The sequence below is a fragment of the Mucilaginibacter pineti genome (assembly GCF_900101875.1).
Taxonomy (GTDB): domain Bacteria; phylum Bacteroidota; class Bacteroidia; order Sphingobacteriales; family Sphingobacteriaceae; genus Mucilaginibacter; species Mucilaginibacter pineti.
This window is the reverse complement of sequence record NZ_FNAI01000013.1, coordinates 16,081-31,041: the sequence shown is the minus strand read 5'-3', so window position 1 is coordinate 31,041 and position 14,961 is coordinate 16,081. Positions and strand designations below refer to the sequence as shown.

Sequence of the window (14,961 nt, the reverse complement as noted above, 5' to 3'; positions counted from 1 at the left end):
TGTCTGCACCGAATCAATTGAGTGTCTATAAATTTTAGTGTATTGTGTCCGGAGCAACCCGTAACAAGCCCGGTGGAGGCGAAGTAAGACCGGGATTAACTTCAAAGCCCGACCGGACTCCCCTATCCTTCACGCCTATTTCGCCAGTCATCCAGACCGGAGCCGGCGCTCCCTTCAGGTAGTGATCAAAAAACTGGTTCATCCTGGTATACAGATCCTTCTGGTCATTCCAGTTCCAGATGCCGTGATTGGCCTCATCGCCCCGGTAACGTAATAACCATGCCGGCTTCCCTTCGCGGCGCAAAGAGATAAACCACTCGATCCCCTGCTGGACATTTACATTACCATCAGCCAGTGTATTTATTATCAGTACCGGAGAGGTAACATCCTTCGCATAAGCCACGGGCGAATTCCGCAGATAACGCTCCGGATCTGTAGACAGACTTACCCCCATGCGGCCGTGACGGTTCTCTACTAATTCGTCCCTGGTTCCTGGAACATTGCCATACGCGCTGACTAAATCTGAAACCCCAGCAATCGGAACCAGTGCCTTAAACTGATGACTGAACGCTGCCAGACAGTTGACTCCATAACCACCGAAGCTTCCCCCGCTTGCTCCATAATGTGCACTGTCTACATAGGAATAGCGGGCAAGGTGATCTCCCGCCCCCTCCAGACAGTCTACGATGCTATGTGCCGTCTCGCCTATCCTGAAATGGATATCCGCTACGCATACCAGATAGCCCCGGCTGAGCATCATCGGGATATTAAAATAATAATTGCTGCTGTAACCGGGTAAACGGTACTCGTTGAGTTTCTTGGTTTCCTTCTCATAAAATGTAAACAGTACCGGGTATTTCTTCGCCGGGTCAAAGTTTTCAGGTTTGTAGAGGATTCCCTGGCTCTTTACGCCATCCTTAGTCGTATAATCAAATAACTCTGTTGTATACCATTCGTACTTCCTTTCCGGGTACTCCGAGGTGACCGGATGAAAGGTCCGGAAATCCTCTGTCCAGTAAAAATTGGGGGCAGCAGCCGCACTCATTCTTTTTAGCACCCATATTTTTGCACCCGAAGCTTTTTGTACACCGCTATACACATAACCGCCCATGCTCAATTTTTCAGGGTCTTTCCTAGATCCGATCCGGATCCTGTAAAATCCCGCATCCTTTGTATCTTCATTATAGGCCGACAATATTATTTCCTCGCCCCTTTCAAATTTATCATCTCCACCAGCTGCGCGAAAGACAATGTGGTGCCGGCGGCCATAACCGTTCGTCAGGTTTACCGGTACAGCGCTGCCACGCGAATCCAGCATCCAGATGTCATAACGGTCGTGCATAATCAAATTACTTCCGTTGTTAATCCAGTGGCTGAACAGAAAACCCCGCCCCGTACTGGTTTGGGGGTATTCGTCAAGGCCATCCCCAATGGGTGCCGGCAGCCCTGAGGTCAGGTTACGGGTTATTCCCTTAGCCACCTCGAGACAATACAGATCCCCATAATGATCGTTTATCCCGACCACAAAATCGCCACCCGGGGACATCACACTATTCTCGATCACCGTCTCTAATGGAATCCGCTTGCCATCCTGCAGATTCAGCACGTAATCTTCGTTCAGCCCCTTTCTGTTCCAGTAGTATTCTCCACCCGCCCCCTCTCTTTTCGACATCAGTACTTTCCGGCCATCAGCAGCTATATGGGCCGGCTTCTCTCCGTCATATTCCAGCCTGATAAACTTGCCCGTCCGGGTATCGTAAAGACACTGATAAAACCCCGGCTCACGCTCTTTATACATGTCAAAGGCGCCATTGATATAGCTGAATATATCGACAGGGTTCACCGAAGGGTCCAGATCCGGCAAGGTTTCCGACATATAAAATGTCAATAGCTCACCGCTCAGGTCAAACTTCATATAGGAAGGCGAAGAAAGGCCTTCAAAGCCCTGGCTTTTCGGTACCGGCAGTTCCAGTACCTTGTTGTTATCCCCATTATAGTACCACAGGCCCGAACCTGTCGAAAATGCGATCCGGTCCGCCGTGCCGTCCGATACCAGTTCCCTGATCTCCCGGTCCCCTGACCAGAGCAGTTCCCTTTTCCCACTGCCCAGCCGCTCGCGGAACAGACGTGTCAGGCCATCCCGGGTGCCGGAAAAAACGATGGTCTTTGAACCGGGCAGAAACAATACCCTGGACATATGGCTGTAGCCGAAGGAATGCCCGGTAGACAGGTTCCTGATGATCACAGAATCCGAAGCACTTTTTTTGTTGATCAGCAGGTACTGTTCCTTCGCTTTTCCGGGAAACAGCTCATAGGAATCCACCCCTTTTATGAGCTCTTCTTTAGCCCCGTCCAGGGGAAGCAGACATAAATTCCCTCTGGACAGGCTTAGCAGGCAGTATTTGCTGTCATCGGAAAATTTCCCCAGACCCTGGGCATTGTCGATCACCCGCTCCCATTTCCCGTCAAGTGTCTTGACCGTTACCTTTCTATACTCCTCTTCGGCCCCCAGTGTCGTAGCCGCCTCGCACATGGTAAACCGCCCGTCTGGTGAAACCCTGATCCCTGAGAGCAGATGGGTCGGAAAGTTGCTTAGGGCAGCTGTATCCAGTATTCTTTTCCGCTGCTGACCATAGGAGGAACCCGTGGTCAAAAATATGTTGACGATAAGCCATAACAAGGGTGTTACGGCAATTTTAATCCGTGATTTCATTTGTTTGTGTATTTAAAATAAGCGAAGACTGAAATGGATGACTCGTTTTCCTGTCATTAGCACATAGCCAAAATTCAACCGGAGCATCCTGTCCGGTTGAATATGCCGGCCCGTTAGTAGCCGGGATTTTGACTGCCCAGATTTGGATCAGCATTAAATTCTGACTGTGGAATCGGAAGCAATTTCTTGAATGGTGCCCATGTACCTCCTTTTGTTACTGCTACGGCCGGCATGACTTCGTCTGCCCGTGTTTTCGAGGAATCGTTGAATCCCGGACTGCGGATAAGGTCAAACCACCTATGGCCCCATTCCGTAAAAAGTTCCGTCTGGCGTTCGTGCTCAACAGCCACCAGTACCTGAGCCTGGGTAAGACCTGCCGGAAGATCTGGCAGCGGATTGGGTATTGCGACCGTCGCGACAGCCCTGGCACGCGTGCGCAGGGTGTTCAGATCAGCAATTGCGCCGACCAGGTCAGGCGCAGCCAACCTAGCCCTGGCTTCTGCCCTGATCAGATACTGTTCGCCCAAACGCAATACGATTTCATATTCATCGATAGCTGTTTGTGGTACACCAGACTTGTATTTGGTGGCGTAGGGATAAGTCTGTCCGCCAAAGGTCAGCGTGCTTGTCCACTGGGCTTTCCTATCGTCTCCAGCTTCAAAAGCATCATACACATATTCACTTAAATAAAAAAAAGAAGTACCTGCACCAATACCTGCCGGAGTTAGCAGGAAGAGCTCAGCTTCTCTTGTATTGGAAAGGGATGTTTCATTTGCAGTCTGAAATGCAAAAATTGTTTCGGTACTATTTTTTAAGAAAGCTGTATTTAACGGACTCAGGGAGAAGTTTACATTGTTAATTACTTCGTCCGCCTGCGTGATTGCGTCCCGGTAATCCTTATGATAAAGGTATACCCTGGCCAGGAGTGCCGTTGCAGCCCAGAAAGTAGGCCTCACTCTTTCCGTTGTTGTCGTGTTCAGATTCCCTCCCAGATAGTTTTTACTCAATAACCGTTGCGCATCTTTTAGATCGGTTATTACCTGGGCATAAATATCGCTAACCGGCGTTCTTGGCAGCAACCTATTGACCTGGGGATCCGTGCCTAGTGCCAAAGGAACATCCCCGAAGAGATTTACCAAATAAAAATAAAAATAAGCCCTCATAAATTTAGCCTCTCCAAGCAGCTGCTGCCTGACAGCGGGCGTCAAGGTCTCACTTGAACTGATCCCTTCAATAGCAGCATTTACGAAAAACAATTTGCGATACGCCAGCTCCCAAGGTAAAAATCCAAAATTTCGCGTGAGCGCATTTTGATAAAAGAAAGTATAGCTGAAGTTACCTGCATCTATTAGGCGAACCTCATCAGCCAATAACGCACCATTGACAAAAAAATCACTAATATTTGAATCAAAGTAAATGGCGTTGACTGCAGCAATCGCTGTATTATCCGCAGCAAAAATATTGCCCGCATTAATGGATGTCGCGGGAGGCGGTACCGAAATCATTTTCTTACAGCCACTCGGCAATAAACAAACGATAATAAGCAAGGGGCAAAATACCAGAAAACGGTATTTCCCATATTTTTTTTGATATGCCTGTATATTCAAAATTGTTTTCATTTCGATCTGTTTTAAATTATTTTAAAATCCCAACTGAAGCCCAAACGTAATCACCCGCAGCGGCGGCAGAGCTGAACCTCCCGTTTCCGGGTCAAGCCCGCTGTATTTTGTCAGGTTAAAGAGATTTAAATTCTGTCCGCTGCATAGCACCCTTGCATTGCCGAGGTGAAGGCCCTTTATCCATTTTTCCGGTAACTGATAAGAAAGGGACGCATTCTTCAACCTAGCATAGGATCCGTCTTCCCAAACAAAATCGGAGGAAAGGGCTGTATATACCAGATTTTGAATATCATTGTTCGAGACCGTAACCTTTTGTACGGACGCATTATCTCCGGGATTTCTCCAGTACGCTAAATCTGCCGGCTGGTTCAATAAACGGCCTGGAAACAAACTGCCTATTTTGAGGCTATTCATTTGCCTATTACCGTAAACAAACTGGAACAGCACATCCAAAGTGAATCCCCGGTAGCTAAAGGTGTTGAACCATCCGCCGGTAAACTTTGGCGCCGTATCCATGTATTTATAATCGGAGGGATAATCCGGATTATCCGTAAGGCTTCCGTCTGCCCGGTAAAACTGATACAGCCCGGTCTGTGGATTTACGCCGGCATATTGTGCCCTTTGTGCTGCCGAGATGGGCTGACCGATGACAAAGCTACTGCTGTAAGATGAGGTTGCCAAATCCGGGAACGCAACAAGTTTATTCCTGTTGAATGCAATATTGAAGTTACTGCTCCAGGTTAAGCCGCCGCCAGAAAAAGGCTTGAGGCTCATCGTAAACTCCCAACCCTTATTCTGAACGGTGGCGGGAAAATTGGCCGGCACACTGGAAAAACCGGTAATGTAGGGCAAGGTATAAGAGAGCAGCTGATTGGAAGATCTGTTTCTGTAGTAGTCTGCTGTCAATAAGATCCTATCCCTGAAAAGCCCAATTGTCAACCCCGCATTGAACTTCCTTGTTTCTTCCCACTGAATATTTGGATTGGGCAAATTTACAGGCTCTTGAATTATCACGCCCTGATAGGGACCGGAACCAGAGGCCCCATAGAGACTTAAAAATGCATAATCGTTAATGCCATCACTTCCGACCGAACCATAACTCAGGTTCAATTTCCCAAAACTCAGCCATCCCAACTGATCGGACAAGAAATGTTCCTGCGAAAAAATCCAGGCGCCCGCCGCACTCCAAAAGTTATGGAACATATTGTTATTACCAAAACGTGAGCTGCCATCGCGGCGTCCATTCAGACTTACAATGTATTTATCCCCAACATTGTATCCCAGGTGGCCAAAAACAGCCCCATATCTATATTCCGAAAGTGCCGAAGACTGAACTCCCACTGTACCGGCAGAACTGATGTTTTCCAGTGTCTGGTCACTCACATAGTCCCTCCCGAAAAACGCCTGGTATTTTGAGTTGTTGCGCCTCAATGTCGATCCGGCCATCGCATCAAATTTTCCGGGACCGAGCACCAGGTTATAACTCAGTTTCGGTTCTATAATCCATGAATCATCATCGGCATTCGCAAAGGTTGCACTCGGCTTAACTCCGGCAGCGACTGCTTGTGGGGTGATCGTGGCAAACGGCAACCCTCTAAACTCATCCTGCCTCATCGAGGAATAGCCCAGGCTGGCCGATACCTCCAGATTGCTTGCCAGCTGGTAGCTCAATATCAGATTGCCGATCAAATTCGCTGTTTTGGTTTTAGCTTTCACCGCAAGGAGTGCCATCGGATTAGACCAGGAAGAAGCTCCGCTTGCGGTCGTCTGCCAATTGAAGGTGCCATCACTATTATAGAGCTCCGGCGCCACCGGAGATAAATTTAGGGCCAGTGCAGTCCGGTCGCCGAAAGGCAATATGTTATAATCCAATAAATAAGAGAGGGTCGTCTGTGCCTTAAACCTGCCATTTCTGCCCGTATGATTCTGGCTGAAATGAAAGGCTGCCTTCTGGTCAGAAAAATCACCGGGATTCACTGTCGTCTGGCGGTTATAATTCAAACTCAGCTGGTACTGGTCCAGTTCGGTGCCACCGGAAAGCGACCCCTGGAGGTTTGTATAACTTGCCGTCCCGCCCAAAAGTACTTTCTGCCAATCTGTTTCCCTTGTGGTGTCCCATAAACCATTCAGGTCATACTGCGCCGCAAACTGAGGCGAAGAACTGGTAAGCCCGTCTGTCCCAAAATATGCATCCCTTCGCATCTGCAGATATTGCTCGCGACCCATCAGGTTCAGGAATTTCACATTCTGCGCAAATCCCTGCTGCAGGTTCAATGCTATTTTTGCGTCGCCGGCACGTCCCCTTTTCGTGGTAATGATTATGGCACCATTTGCAGCCTGGGAACCATAAATGGCGGTTGCATCCGCGTCCTTTAAGATACTTATGGATTCAATATCCTGGGGATTTAAAAAAGCCAGGGGATTGCCGTTTCGCGTATTGAAACCAATACCCATTCCTCCGTTGCCAGTAGAGCCGAACAGTCCCGAATTGATCGAGTTCATCGGCGTAGACGGATATGGAACTCCGTCAACCACATAAAACGGGTAGTTTCCGTTGGTCAAACTGTTGGGGCCCTGAATCTGAACCGTCACCCCACTATTTGCATAACCACTGGACTGGTTAATGATCAGCCCCGGTACCTGTCCCTGCAGCGCCAGCAGCGGGTTGCTCACCGGCTGGTCCTGGATCTGCTTTGCCGTGACGGTACTGATATTTCCCGTGGACAGCCTCTGGCTGGTTTTATCGTAGGCCCTCACAATGACCTGATCCAAAACATTCTCCGAAAGCTTCAACCTGATGACCCCCAAAGATTTCCCGGCCGGGATCTCCAAAGGCTCATAGCCCAAAAACTTCACCAACAGTGCTGCGCCTTCTTCCACTCCGTCTATGGCAAAAGTTCCGTCGGCTTTTGTCATTGTTCCTTTGCTTGTTGCTTTAACAATTACAGAAGCCCCACTCAAAGCCTGTCCATTTTCATCCACGACTTTACCAGTAGCCGTAATTTCCTGAAAACGGTCAATGATCTTATCAATCATTGAAACTTCATCTTTCTTTCTCACCATTACAGTCTTGTCCGAAATCTCATAGACCAGTGGCTGGTCAGCAAAACAAGCTTTCAAGGATTCATCAATTGAAGCATTTTTTAAACTGATCGCACCCGTTTTTAGTCCTTTGAGTTCAGCAGTGATATAGACAAAGTCATAGCCACTCTGCTGACTTACAGATTTTAACACCCTCTGTAAGGATTCTCCTTTGGTATTCAAGTAGACCTGTGCTTTGGTTAAGGCACTCACCTGTAACAGGCAAACGGTCATTAAGAGTATGGTCAGCTTCATAATCCTAATTATTTGTTTGGACAAGGCCATAGGCCGGCCCGCCACAATTTTTTCATTAATTTTCATTAATTTTGTTTGTTTGGTTTTCAAGTTGTTAACTATCTCAAAATAATTTTACACGGTAAACCAGGCATAAAGCGGGAGTAGGTCGAAGCACTCTCGCTTTCCTTTTTGCTGGCACCGGTCAGCTAAGTACATCTATCGCATAACCGTCACCCTCCTTCCTTCAATTTTAAATTTAACTTTCCGGGCAAACGACAACTTGCTCAGTATCTTCCCGATATGATCGGAGCGGCTGATCGATGCCGTAAAGCTCGCATCAGGCTTTTCTCCTACATAAACCACCTCCACATCATACCACCGGGCAAGCTTGCGCATGATGCTTTCAATATCCTCATCAGCGAAAACGAACTTGCCGTTCTTCCAGGCCAGGGCCTCATCCACATCCACTTCTTCTATGCGCAAGGTACCCGCAGCCCCAACAACAGCCTGCTCGCCCGGCTTCAGTACCGTTTTGCCGTTCATCCGGACCGAACCTTCCTGCAGCGTCGTCCTGCTCAAAGGATCATTGGCATAGCTGCTCACATTGAAATGCGTACCCAGGACCTCGACCGATTCCCGGTCGGTGGAAACCACAAAAGGATGCACCTTGTCTTTGGCAATCTCAAAATATCCCTCGCCCGATAAACGGACGCTCCGCTTTCCTTCCCGGAGAAGGCTGGCTGAATAAGTCAGGCTGGAGCCAGCATTCAGCCAAACGGCCGACCCATCCGGCAAACGCACCTGATAGGTCTCTCCGTTGGCTGTTGTGATTGTATTGATCTTGTTTTCTGAAGTTGAATCCTCGATTTGATAAATTACTTGTCCATCGGCAGTTTTACTGATCGAAACACCGGCCTCTTGCGCCAGCTTACCCTTCGCTGCCTCCGCAAGCCTGATTTTTTTACCGTTAGCTAAAGTAAGTGTAGCACCCTGTTTGCCCGGAGCGACATCATTCTTTACGGCTGCAAACCCTGCATTATGTTCTTTATGCCGGTTTGCATAATAAAGCGTCCCGAAACCGATGGCAAGTACAACCGATGCAGCTGCTGCGATGCGCGGCCATAAGCGAACCAGTTTGGCCCGTGCAAACTGCGGAATCTGTTGTTTAATTTCTGAGCGCAGCCGCTCTTGGAGTGCGTTTTCATCAAAGCCTTCCTGGGCATCCATTTTTAGCTCGGAAAAATCATGCTGATTGTACCATTTGTCGAAAATGGCTTTCTCTTCCGGGCTAATGCTGCCATCAAGCCATTTTTGAGCAAGATCTTGTATATTATTGGGTTTCTCCATTCGTCTTTATCAGGGTCATTTGATATAAAGACAATGCGAGATCAATTCACAATGAAACTTTTTGAAAAAATTTAGAAAAAAAGGAACATGCCCAGTTTGCCCCTGAAATGGTGCCTGAGCAGTTTTAAGGATCTGGACAATTGCGACTCAACCGTATTCAGCGGTATGTCTAGTTCTGCGGAAATTTGTTTTGTGGTAAGTCCCTGCTCTCTGCTCATGGTATAAACGATACGGCATTTATCAGGAAGTGCTGAAACAGCGTATTTTAATTCGAGCATTAATTCTTTTTCACGAAGCCAATCCGCAGTAGTTTCTTCAGCCTCTTGCACCGGTTGAGGCTTTTTCTCCCATAAAACAGCACGTCTTTTTTGCTTGGCCAGGTGATTAAGCACATGATACTTCACCGCCGCTGCCAAGTATAGGCTGAGTGACTTCTCCACCTTAAGGGTTGTCCGTAGAGACCATAGTTTCAAAAAGACATCGTGAACAATTTCCTCCGCCTGTTCCTGATCCTTTAAAGTCTGCATGGCTACAACGAATAATTTTTTCCAGTAGCGGTTATACAGTTCGTCAAAAGCCTTCTCACTATCTCCGCTTAGGAGTAGTAAAAGTTCTTCATCAGTCTGTACATTTTGCCTCAATATCATTACCGTGTATAAATCGCCGAGTGTAAATTTAATCAATTTGAACGCTAATATTAAATATGTGTTAATAATAGTCTGTAAATCAACTATTGAGGCCATTACAGTTGATCTCTCTGACTTCTTTTCATCCGGTTATTTAAAATCGATACCAACATTGTAAAGTTGTGAAAGCGCCATTTTAATCCTCTCCACCTTTGATCCCAATGACAAGTTAGTTCTTTGACAGGTGGGGACGAGGCATTCAAGGTCTAAAAGCCAAGAATTATGTGCAGCCGGAATAATTCCGGTGAACCGTAGGCAGCCAGTTTTGGTAAGGTAAGTAGATACTTACGCAGGTAGTCCCGCATTTTAGTTCATCTTCATACTCCGGCAGGAGCAGATCAAAGGGGTTCGTCACCCGCTGCCGGGGCAAGGCGTTCGCCTTTTCTTTCAAATTCAGTTCCCTGGACTGCCCGTGATCTAGCGTGCAGGCTTTTTATTTCATCCCATTTTATTATTATGAATAAATACATTGATGCCACAGCACTCAAAGAGCAGGTGTCTTTAGTAGACCTGCTATCCCGTTTAGGCCACGAGCCGGTTAAAACTACCGGCGGTCAGCACAAGTATCACAGCATGATCCGTGATGGTGATTCCGACCCTTCCTTCTCTGTTAATCCCGAAACCGATGAATGGTACGACTTCGGTCTGCCTGGTGGCGGCGATGTAATCAGTTTTGGACAGCAATACTGGAAGAATCTCACATTTTCAGAAGTTCTAAACAAGATCGCCGATACCTGTGCAGCTGACCGCGAAGCCTTAGCTAGGCAAACGACTGACAGACCACCCAGGCCAAGGATCAGGATCAAAATACCAACCTATCACATCTTCGCTGTCAAGCCGTTGGGCAACAATCCGATCCTGGAAACTTTCTTAAAAGGCCGGGGGGTATGGGACGTTGCAGCGGACAAATTATCGGAAGTCTATTATTATATCACAGATGCCAACAAGCAGCGCCGGAATTATTTTGCCATTGGCTGGCAAAATGAGCTGGGCAGTTGGGAAGTGCGTACAGCCGCCAGTTGGAAAGGTTGCCTTGGCACCAAAGCGCTTACCCGCATCCAGGGCGATACCGACCGCCTGGTGTTATTTGAAGGCTACATAGATTACCTCAGCTGGCTTAAAACGGCAGACCAGGATAACTTGCCAACCGTACTGGTGCTTAACACCACGGCCTTAGCGCAGCAAGCGGCCAACAGGGCTGCAGCCTATAAGGAAGTAACTGTATTCTTTGACCATGACCAAAGCGGAAGGGATGCTACCGCCTTAATTTTGAAGGCGAATTCCCATGCGAAGGACGGCTCCGGTATCTATGAAGGTCACAACGACTATAATGAAAAGGTGATGGCCGCGCAAACAAAGTGCTTGCCCTGGGAGGAACCTCATGTTTATCAAAAGATGCTCGCTACCTACCGTAGATAGATCGCCTATTAGCTAAGTAATCGGCGAAGTAAGTACTTATCTTATTGGTCAGGCTATCGGCCAAGCCACAGGCTGATGAGCTACTAACCCAGCTGCATGGCTTAACGGCCTAATATTTATACAGCCTACAATTAGCAAGCCGTATGATTAGTTTGCCAATTCTTAAGTTGATAGGCTGGCTAAGCGATAGGCAAGCCCATTGTTTATTTGGCCTACTCGCTAATTACTTTGGTATTTAGCACGCCTGTCACTTAGCTTGCAAATTAGCTATACCGCTATTTGCTTAGTCAGCATACTGCCCGGCCTTCCACCGGCCCAACTTGAAAATCGGGTGTGCCAGGCCCCACATACCCGATTCATGGAATACCACATTTTTTTGTTTTACAGTCGGCAAGTTGTGTTTTGGGGTACCCCAAAACTAACTTGCCTTTTACCAGCCTAACCCCGATGGGGAAAGGCTGGCAAAGGAGGGAAAAACCGCGCAACTTGGTTTTTCTGCCCCTCAACCGTTCAACCCCTCGAAAGCCTATGGCAAAAAAAACCAGGCACACCGGCAGACCAAAGCTGCTGGAAGGCAAACGCGAGCATATCATCAAGGCCAAACTGACCGAACAGGAACTGCGGCAGCTGAAAGCGATGGAGCAGCAGCTGGGCCTGAACCGCTCGGAGATCATCAAAGGCCGGGTGCTGCACGACTCACACAGCCTGGTGATCAACGCGGCAGAACTGATGAAACTGCTCGACGGGATCGGTGCGGAACTGGGCCGCGCAGGAAACAACATCAACCAACTTGCCCGGCATGCCAATACGCTAAACAAACAAGATATGCTCAATCCCGGGACAGTCGCTGAATTCAACCAGTTGCTGGCAGCCTACGTGACCCTGCAGCAGGAGCTGGAAAAGTGTCTCCGCCAGATCATCCGCCTGATGCGGAACTAGCAATTTACCTATGATCGTCAAAATCCTTTACAACAAATCGGTTTCCTTCCCGGGCATCAGCTACAACACCAACAAGATGGAAAAGGACAAGGGCGAACTGCTAAAGGTGTCCGGATTTGGCGCACTTCAGGGGCTGGATAACCTGCGGCCCAGCGACTATGTCAATTACCTGGAAGCCTTGTCCGCACGCAGTAAGCGCACGCGCCGCCCGCAGCTACATGCCATGATTTCCTGCAAGGGCCGTTCCCACACCAAGGAGCAGCTCACCGCCATCGGCGAGCAATGGCTCAAAGGAATGGGCTATGGTGAGCAGCCCTACCTGCTGGTTTACCATAAGGATACCGACAACAATCACATCCACATGGTTACTACCAGGGTAGGAAAAGACGGCAAAAAGATCAGTGACTCCTTCGAGAAACTGAAAGCCTACCAGGTGCTGAACCAGATCATCAAAGCTGATGAGCACCTGGCCACACACCCTGACCTGGAAAATGCGCTTTCCTATAATTTTTCCACCCGTGCACAGTTCATGATGATCCTGGAAGCCCAGGGCTATACGTTAACACCGGAAGGTGCCAGTTATCGCATCATCAAATACGGCAGGGAACTGGCGCGGTTGCCGATGGAAAAAGTAGATGAGCGGATCGCTGCCCACCAAAAAAACAAAGAACGCATCATCCAGCTCAGGGCGATCATCGAGCGATACCGGCAGCTACATGACCCGTCATTACAACCTTTAACCCGGCCACTGCCGGGCGGTAGGGAGCAGGCGCTGTCGGCCTACACTTCGCCGCTGGCGGAAATGCTGCGCAAGAAAATCGGCCTTGAAGTGATCTTTCATGCCAAGGATGGCAAGCAGCCTTACGGCTACACCTTTATAGACCATGCCAAAAAGCAGGTATTTAAAGGTAACGAGGTAATGGAACTGAAAGAATTTATTACACCTGCCATTCCGGTGCAGCAACAAGCGCAAGGCGGGCAGGCAGCCATCATCCCAGCACCCGAAAATGCCGATCAAAACCCGGATCAATCGCCAGCCGAAAAAAACCAAGCTGCCCCGTCCTTGACCCAAAAAGGCTCTGGTGCGCCCGATTACCGGCAGGAACCTCACGAATTATTGCAATCGCCAGTACCGGGTGGCTTTCAGCTGGATCTGGCCGAGGACATCGACGATGAGGCCATCAACGGCAGGAACCGCCGCCGAAAACGTAAAGCAAGAACAAACACACGCTAACAATTATGATATGGTAATATTAATAGGCAACCAAAAAGGCGGCGCAGGCAAGAGTACGCTGACCCTGCTGCTGGCCAACTACCTGGCCACCGTTCGCAACCGAAAGCTCACCATACTGGACATGGACTACCAGCAGAGCATCGCTGCTAAAGCGGAGAAGGCAAAAATACTGGAGAACGCGCCGCTCTACGAGGTGATACCTTCCGATCTCAAACACTTCCCGGTACTGCTCAATGTGATGGACCAGGACAAGAACAAACCGGAACTGGTCGTGATCGACCTGCCGGGAAAGATGGACGACGATGGCCTGATCCCGGTATTCCTGGCGGGCGACATCATTCTATGTCCCTTCAACTACGATGAGCTGTCGGTAGACTCCACGCTGCTGTTTGCGATGGTGATCAAGAAGATCAATAACCGCGCTCCGCTAATATTCATCCCCAACCGCATCAAGAACACCGTAAAATACGAAACGCGGGAGGAAGTGGACAAGGTGCTGGCCAAATTCGGCGTGGTCACGCCCGGCATTACCGACCGGGTAGATTTCCAGCGGGTGAGTACACTGCATATCCCAGCCATCGTACTGCCGTCGGTGCTGCCTGTACTCGACCTGATCTACGAGCAGTACCTGCTCCGGGAGGAACACCAATGAGCGGCATCAAATCCCTGGCCGACGAGCTAAGAGAAAAGATCAGGTCAGAAACCGCAGGCAAAACGCCACCGCCAGATCAGGCAAAAGACCCTCCGGCCGCTGGTAGAAAGGCGGGCCGAAAAAGTGTTCCGGGCGGTATCGCAGAGGAACAGGCCACCAAATTTTTTAACGCTATCGAATCCTTCAGTTACAACGGCACCGAAAAAAGCCTGATCCGCGTGGACACCAAGACCATGAACCTCCTTAAACGGATCAAGCTCGCCAAAGGCATCGACATGAACAGGTTCATCGTCTATAGCCTTCACCATCTGATCAGCCAGCACCCCTGGCTGGCCGCCCATATCCAGGAAACCCTAAAAAACACAGATTTATGACATGGACAAGTTTTGCAGTGATCCTGCTGCTATGCTACCTGGCCTACTATGGCCTTAATTTATTGTTCGACCTGGTGATCCATAAACCGCCTGCGGCCGAATATGCCGCCCACGAAGAACTGGTATTTCAGGAATCGTTCCCGCCACAGCAGATTGCCTACCAGGCGGAAGAACCACTGGTATCCGATGCCGAGGCTGAAACGCCCGCAACAGCGATCTCATCCGGCCCGGTACACGGAACCGGCGCAGTCGGTATCCTCCAGCTGCTGAGCCTGGCCAAGGATGATCTGATCGAATACACCAAGGCCATTCCCTATTAGCGCATGGTAAAGTTACACCGTGTAACCAAGACAGCCCCGGCTGTCTTTTTTTGTGCCCTGCCATTTTTCGCCAGCGCCCAGCCCGGCATCAGCGAATTCTACCAGGCGAGCGGCGAAATGCACCGCTGGTACTTCAGTATGGCCGACCTGGTGCTGGTCATCGGTGCCATCACCGGTATCCTCGGTGGCCTGCGCGTCTATGCCAACTGGCAGTCCGGCAAACACCACATCGACGCGCAGGTCATGGGCTGGTTCTTTGCCTGCCTGTTCCTCACGCTCGTCGGCGTGTTCCTCCAAGCCCTTTTCGGGATCAATTAACCCATCATTTTTTTTACCCTTA

13 protein-coding genes are annotated in these 14,961 nt (G+C 49.2%); 7 read left to right on the top strand and 6 right to left on the bottom strand.

Going from position 1 to position 14,961, the window contains the following annotated elements; translation table 11 throughout:
• Window positions 1–34: 34 nt before the first annotated feature.
• The 6 genes from BLS59_RS23250 to BLS59_RS31805 form a co-directional block, all read right to left on the bottom strand.
• Complete coding sequence (locus BLS59_RS23250) at window positions 35–1,915, bottom strand: S9 family peptidase (RefSeq protein WP_162842754.1); 1,881 nt, start codon at window positions 1,913–1,915, stop codon at window positions 35–37.
• 911 nt (window positions 1,916–2,826) lie between these two features.
• Window positions 2,827–4,332 carry a RagB/SusD family nutrient uptake outer membrane protein gene (locus BLS59_RS23245; RefSeq protein WP_091153099.1) on the bottom strand — a complete coding sequence of 502 codons (1,506 nt, stop codon included), beginning with the start codon at window positions 4,330–4,332 and terminating at the stop codon, window positions 2,827–2,829.
• Window positions 4,333–4,353: 21 nt separating this feature from the next.
• Window positions 4,354–7,734, bottom strand: coding sequence for a SusC/RagA family TonB-linked outer membrane protein (locus BLS59_RS23240; RefSeq protein WP_143014222.1), 3,381 nt, complete (start codon window positions 7,732–7,734; stop codon window positions 4,354–4,356).
• Window positions 7,735–7,866: 132 nt separating this feature from the next.
• Window positions 7,867–8,997 (bottom strand): FecR family protein, encoded by a 1,131-nt coding sequence (locus BLS59_RS23235; RefSeq protein ID WP_091153095.1) that lies wholly within the window; start codon window positions 8,995–8,997, stop codon window positions 7,867–7,869.
• A 71-nt stretch (window positions 8,998–9,068) separates the two neighbouring features.
• A complete protein-coding gene (locus tag BLS59_RS23230) occupies window positions 9,069–9,740 on the bottom strand; it encodes an RNA polymerase sigma factor (protein ID WP_091153093.1) in 672 nt (223 codons plus the stop codon).
• A gap of 163 nt (window positions 9,741–9,903) precedes the next feature.
• Complete coding sequence (locus BLS59_RS31805; protein ID WP_162842753.1) at window positions 9,904–10,074, bottom strand: hypothetical protein; 171 nt, start codon at window positions 10,072–10,074, stop codon at window positions 9,904–9,906.
• Window positions 10,075–10,139: 65 nt separating this feature from the next.
• Between BLS59_RS31805 and BLS59_RS23225 the strand changes: the two genes are divergently transcribed.
• The 7 genes from BLS59_RS23225 (at window position 10,140) to BLS59_RS23195 (ending at window position 14,939) form a co-directional block, all read left to right on the top strand.
• Window positions 10,140–11,102 carry a toprim domain-containing protein gene (locus tag BLS59_RS23225; protein WP_091153090.1) on the top strand — a complete coding sequence of 321 codons (963 nt, stop codon included), beginning with the start codon at window positions 10,140–10,142 and terminating at the stop codon, window positions 11,100–11,102.
• A gap of 528 nt (window positions 11,103–11,630) precedes the next feature.
• A complete protein-coding gene (locus BLS59_RS23220) occupies window positions 11,631–12,041 on the top strand; it encodes a MobC family plasmid mobilization relaxosome protein (RefSeq protein ID WP_162842752.1) in 411 nt (136 codons plus the stop codon).
• A gap of 10 nt (window positions 12,042–12,051) precedes the next feature.
• Complete coding sequence (locus BLS59_RS23215; protein ID WP_091153086.1) at window positions 12,052–13,275, top strand: relaxase/mobilization nuclease domain-containing protein; 1,224 nt, start codon at window positions 12,052–12,054, stop codon at window positions 13,273–13,275.
• A gap of 10 nt (window positions 13,276–13,285) precedes the next feature.
• Complete coding sequence (locus BLS59_RS23210; protein ID WP_091153084.1) at window positions 13,286–13,927, top strand: ParA family protein; 642 nt, start codon at window positions 13,286–13,288, stop codon at window positions 13,925–13,927.
• Window positions 13,924–14,301 (top strand): hypothetical protein, encoded by a 378-nt coding sequence (locus BLS59_RS23205; protein WP_091153082.1) that lies wholly within the window; start codon window positions 13,924–13,926, stop codon window positions 14,299–14,301. Before BLS59_RS23210 ends, BLS59_RS23205 begins: the two co-directional genes overlap by 4 nt.
• On the top strand, window positions 14,298–14,621 hold the full coding sequence (locus tag BLS59_RS23200) for a hypothetical protein (protein ID WP_143014221.1): 324 nt from the start codon (window positions 14,298–14,300) through the stop codon (window positions 14,619–14,621). Before BLS59_RS23205 ends, BLS59_RS23200 begins: the two co-directional genes overlap by 4 nt.
• A 3-nt stretch (window positions 14,622–14,624) precedes the next feature.
• Window positions 14,625–14,939: a DUF4134 family protein gene (locus tag BLS59_RS23195; RefSeq protein WP_091153078.1), complete on the top strand. Its 315-nt coding sequence runs from the start codon at window positions 14,625–14,627 to the stop codon at window positions 14,937–14,939.
• The last annotated feature ends 22 nt before the right edge of the window (window positions 14,940–14,961 follow it).

Bases quoted from the DNA above. Each gene is read 5' to 3' on its own strand.
- BLS59_RS23215 (WP_091153086.1), top strand. From the start codon at position 12,052: ATGATCGTCAAAATCCTTTACAACAAATCGGTTTCCTTCCCGGGCATC.
- BLS59_RS23200 (WP_143014221.1), top strand. From the start codon at position 14,298: ATGACATGGACAAGTTTTGCAGTGATCCTGCTGCTATGCTACCTGGCC.
- BLS59_RS23205 (WP_091153082.1), top strand. From the start codon at position 13,924: ATGAGCGGCATCAAATCCCTGGCCGACGAGCTAAGAGAAAAGATCAGG.
- BLS59_RS23235 (WP_091153095.1), bottom strand. From the start codon at position 8,997: ATGGAGAAACCCAATAATATACAAGATCTTGCTCAAAAATGGCTTGAT.
- BLS59_RS23210 (WP_091153084.1), top strand. From the start codon at position 13,286: ATGGTAATATTAATAGGCAACCAAAAAGGCGGCGCAGGCAAGAGTACG.
- BLS59_RS23245 (WP_091153099.1), bottom strand. From the start codon at position 4,332: ATGAAAACAATTTTGAATATACAGGCATATCAAAAAAAATATGGGAAA.
- BLS59_RS23250 (WP_162842754.1), bottom strand. From the start codon at position 1,915: ATGAAGTTTGACCTGAGCGGTGAGCTATTGACATTTTATATGTCGGAA.
- BLS59_RS23195 (WP_091153078.1), top strand. From the start codon at position 14,625: ATGGTAAAGTTACACCGTGTAACCAAGACAGCCCCGGCTGTCTTTTTT.
- BLS59_RS23240 (WP_143014222.1), bottom strand. From the start codon at position 7,734: ATGAAAATTAATGAAAAAATTGTGGCGGGCCGGCCTATGGCCTTGTCC.
- BLS59_RS23225 (WP_091153090.1), top strand. From the start codon at position 10,140: ATGAATAAATACATTGATGCCACAGCACTCAAAGAGCAGGTGTCTTTA.
- BLS59_RS23230 (WP_091153093.1), bottom strand. From the start codon at position 9,740: ATGGCCTCAATAGTTGATTTACAGACTATTATTAACACATATTTAATA.
- BLS59_RS23220 (WP_162842752.1), top strand. From the start codon at position 11,631: ATGGCAAAAAAAACCAGGCACACCGGCAGACCAAAGCTGCTGGAAGGC.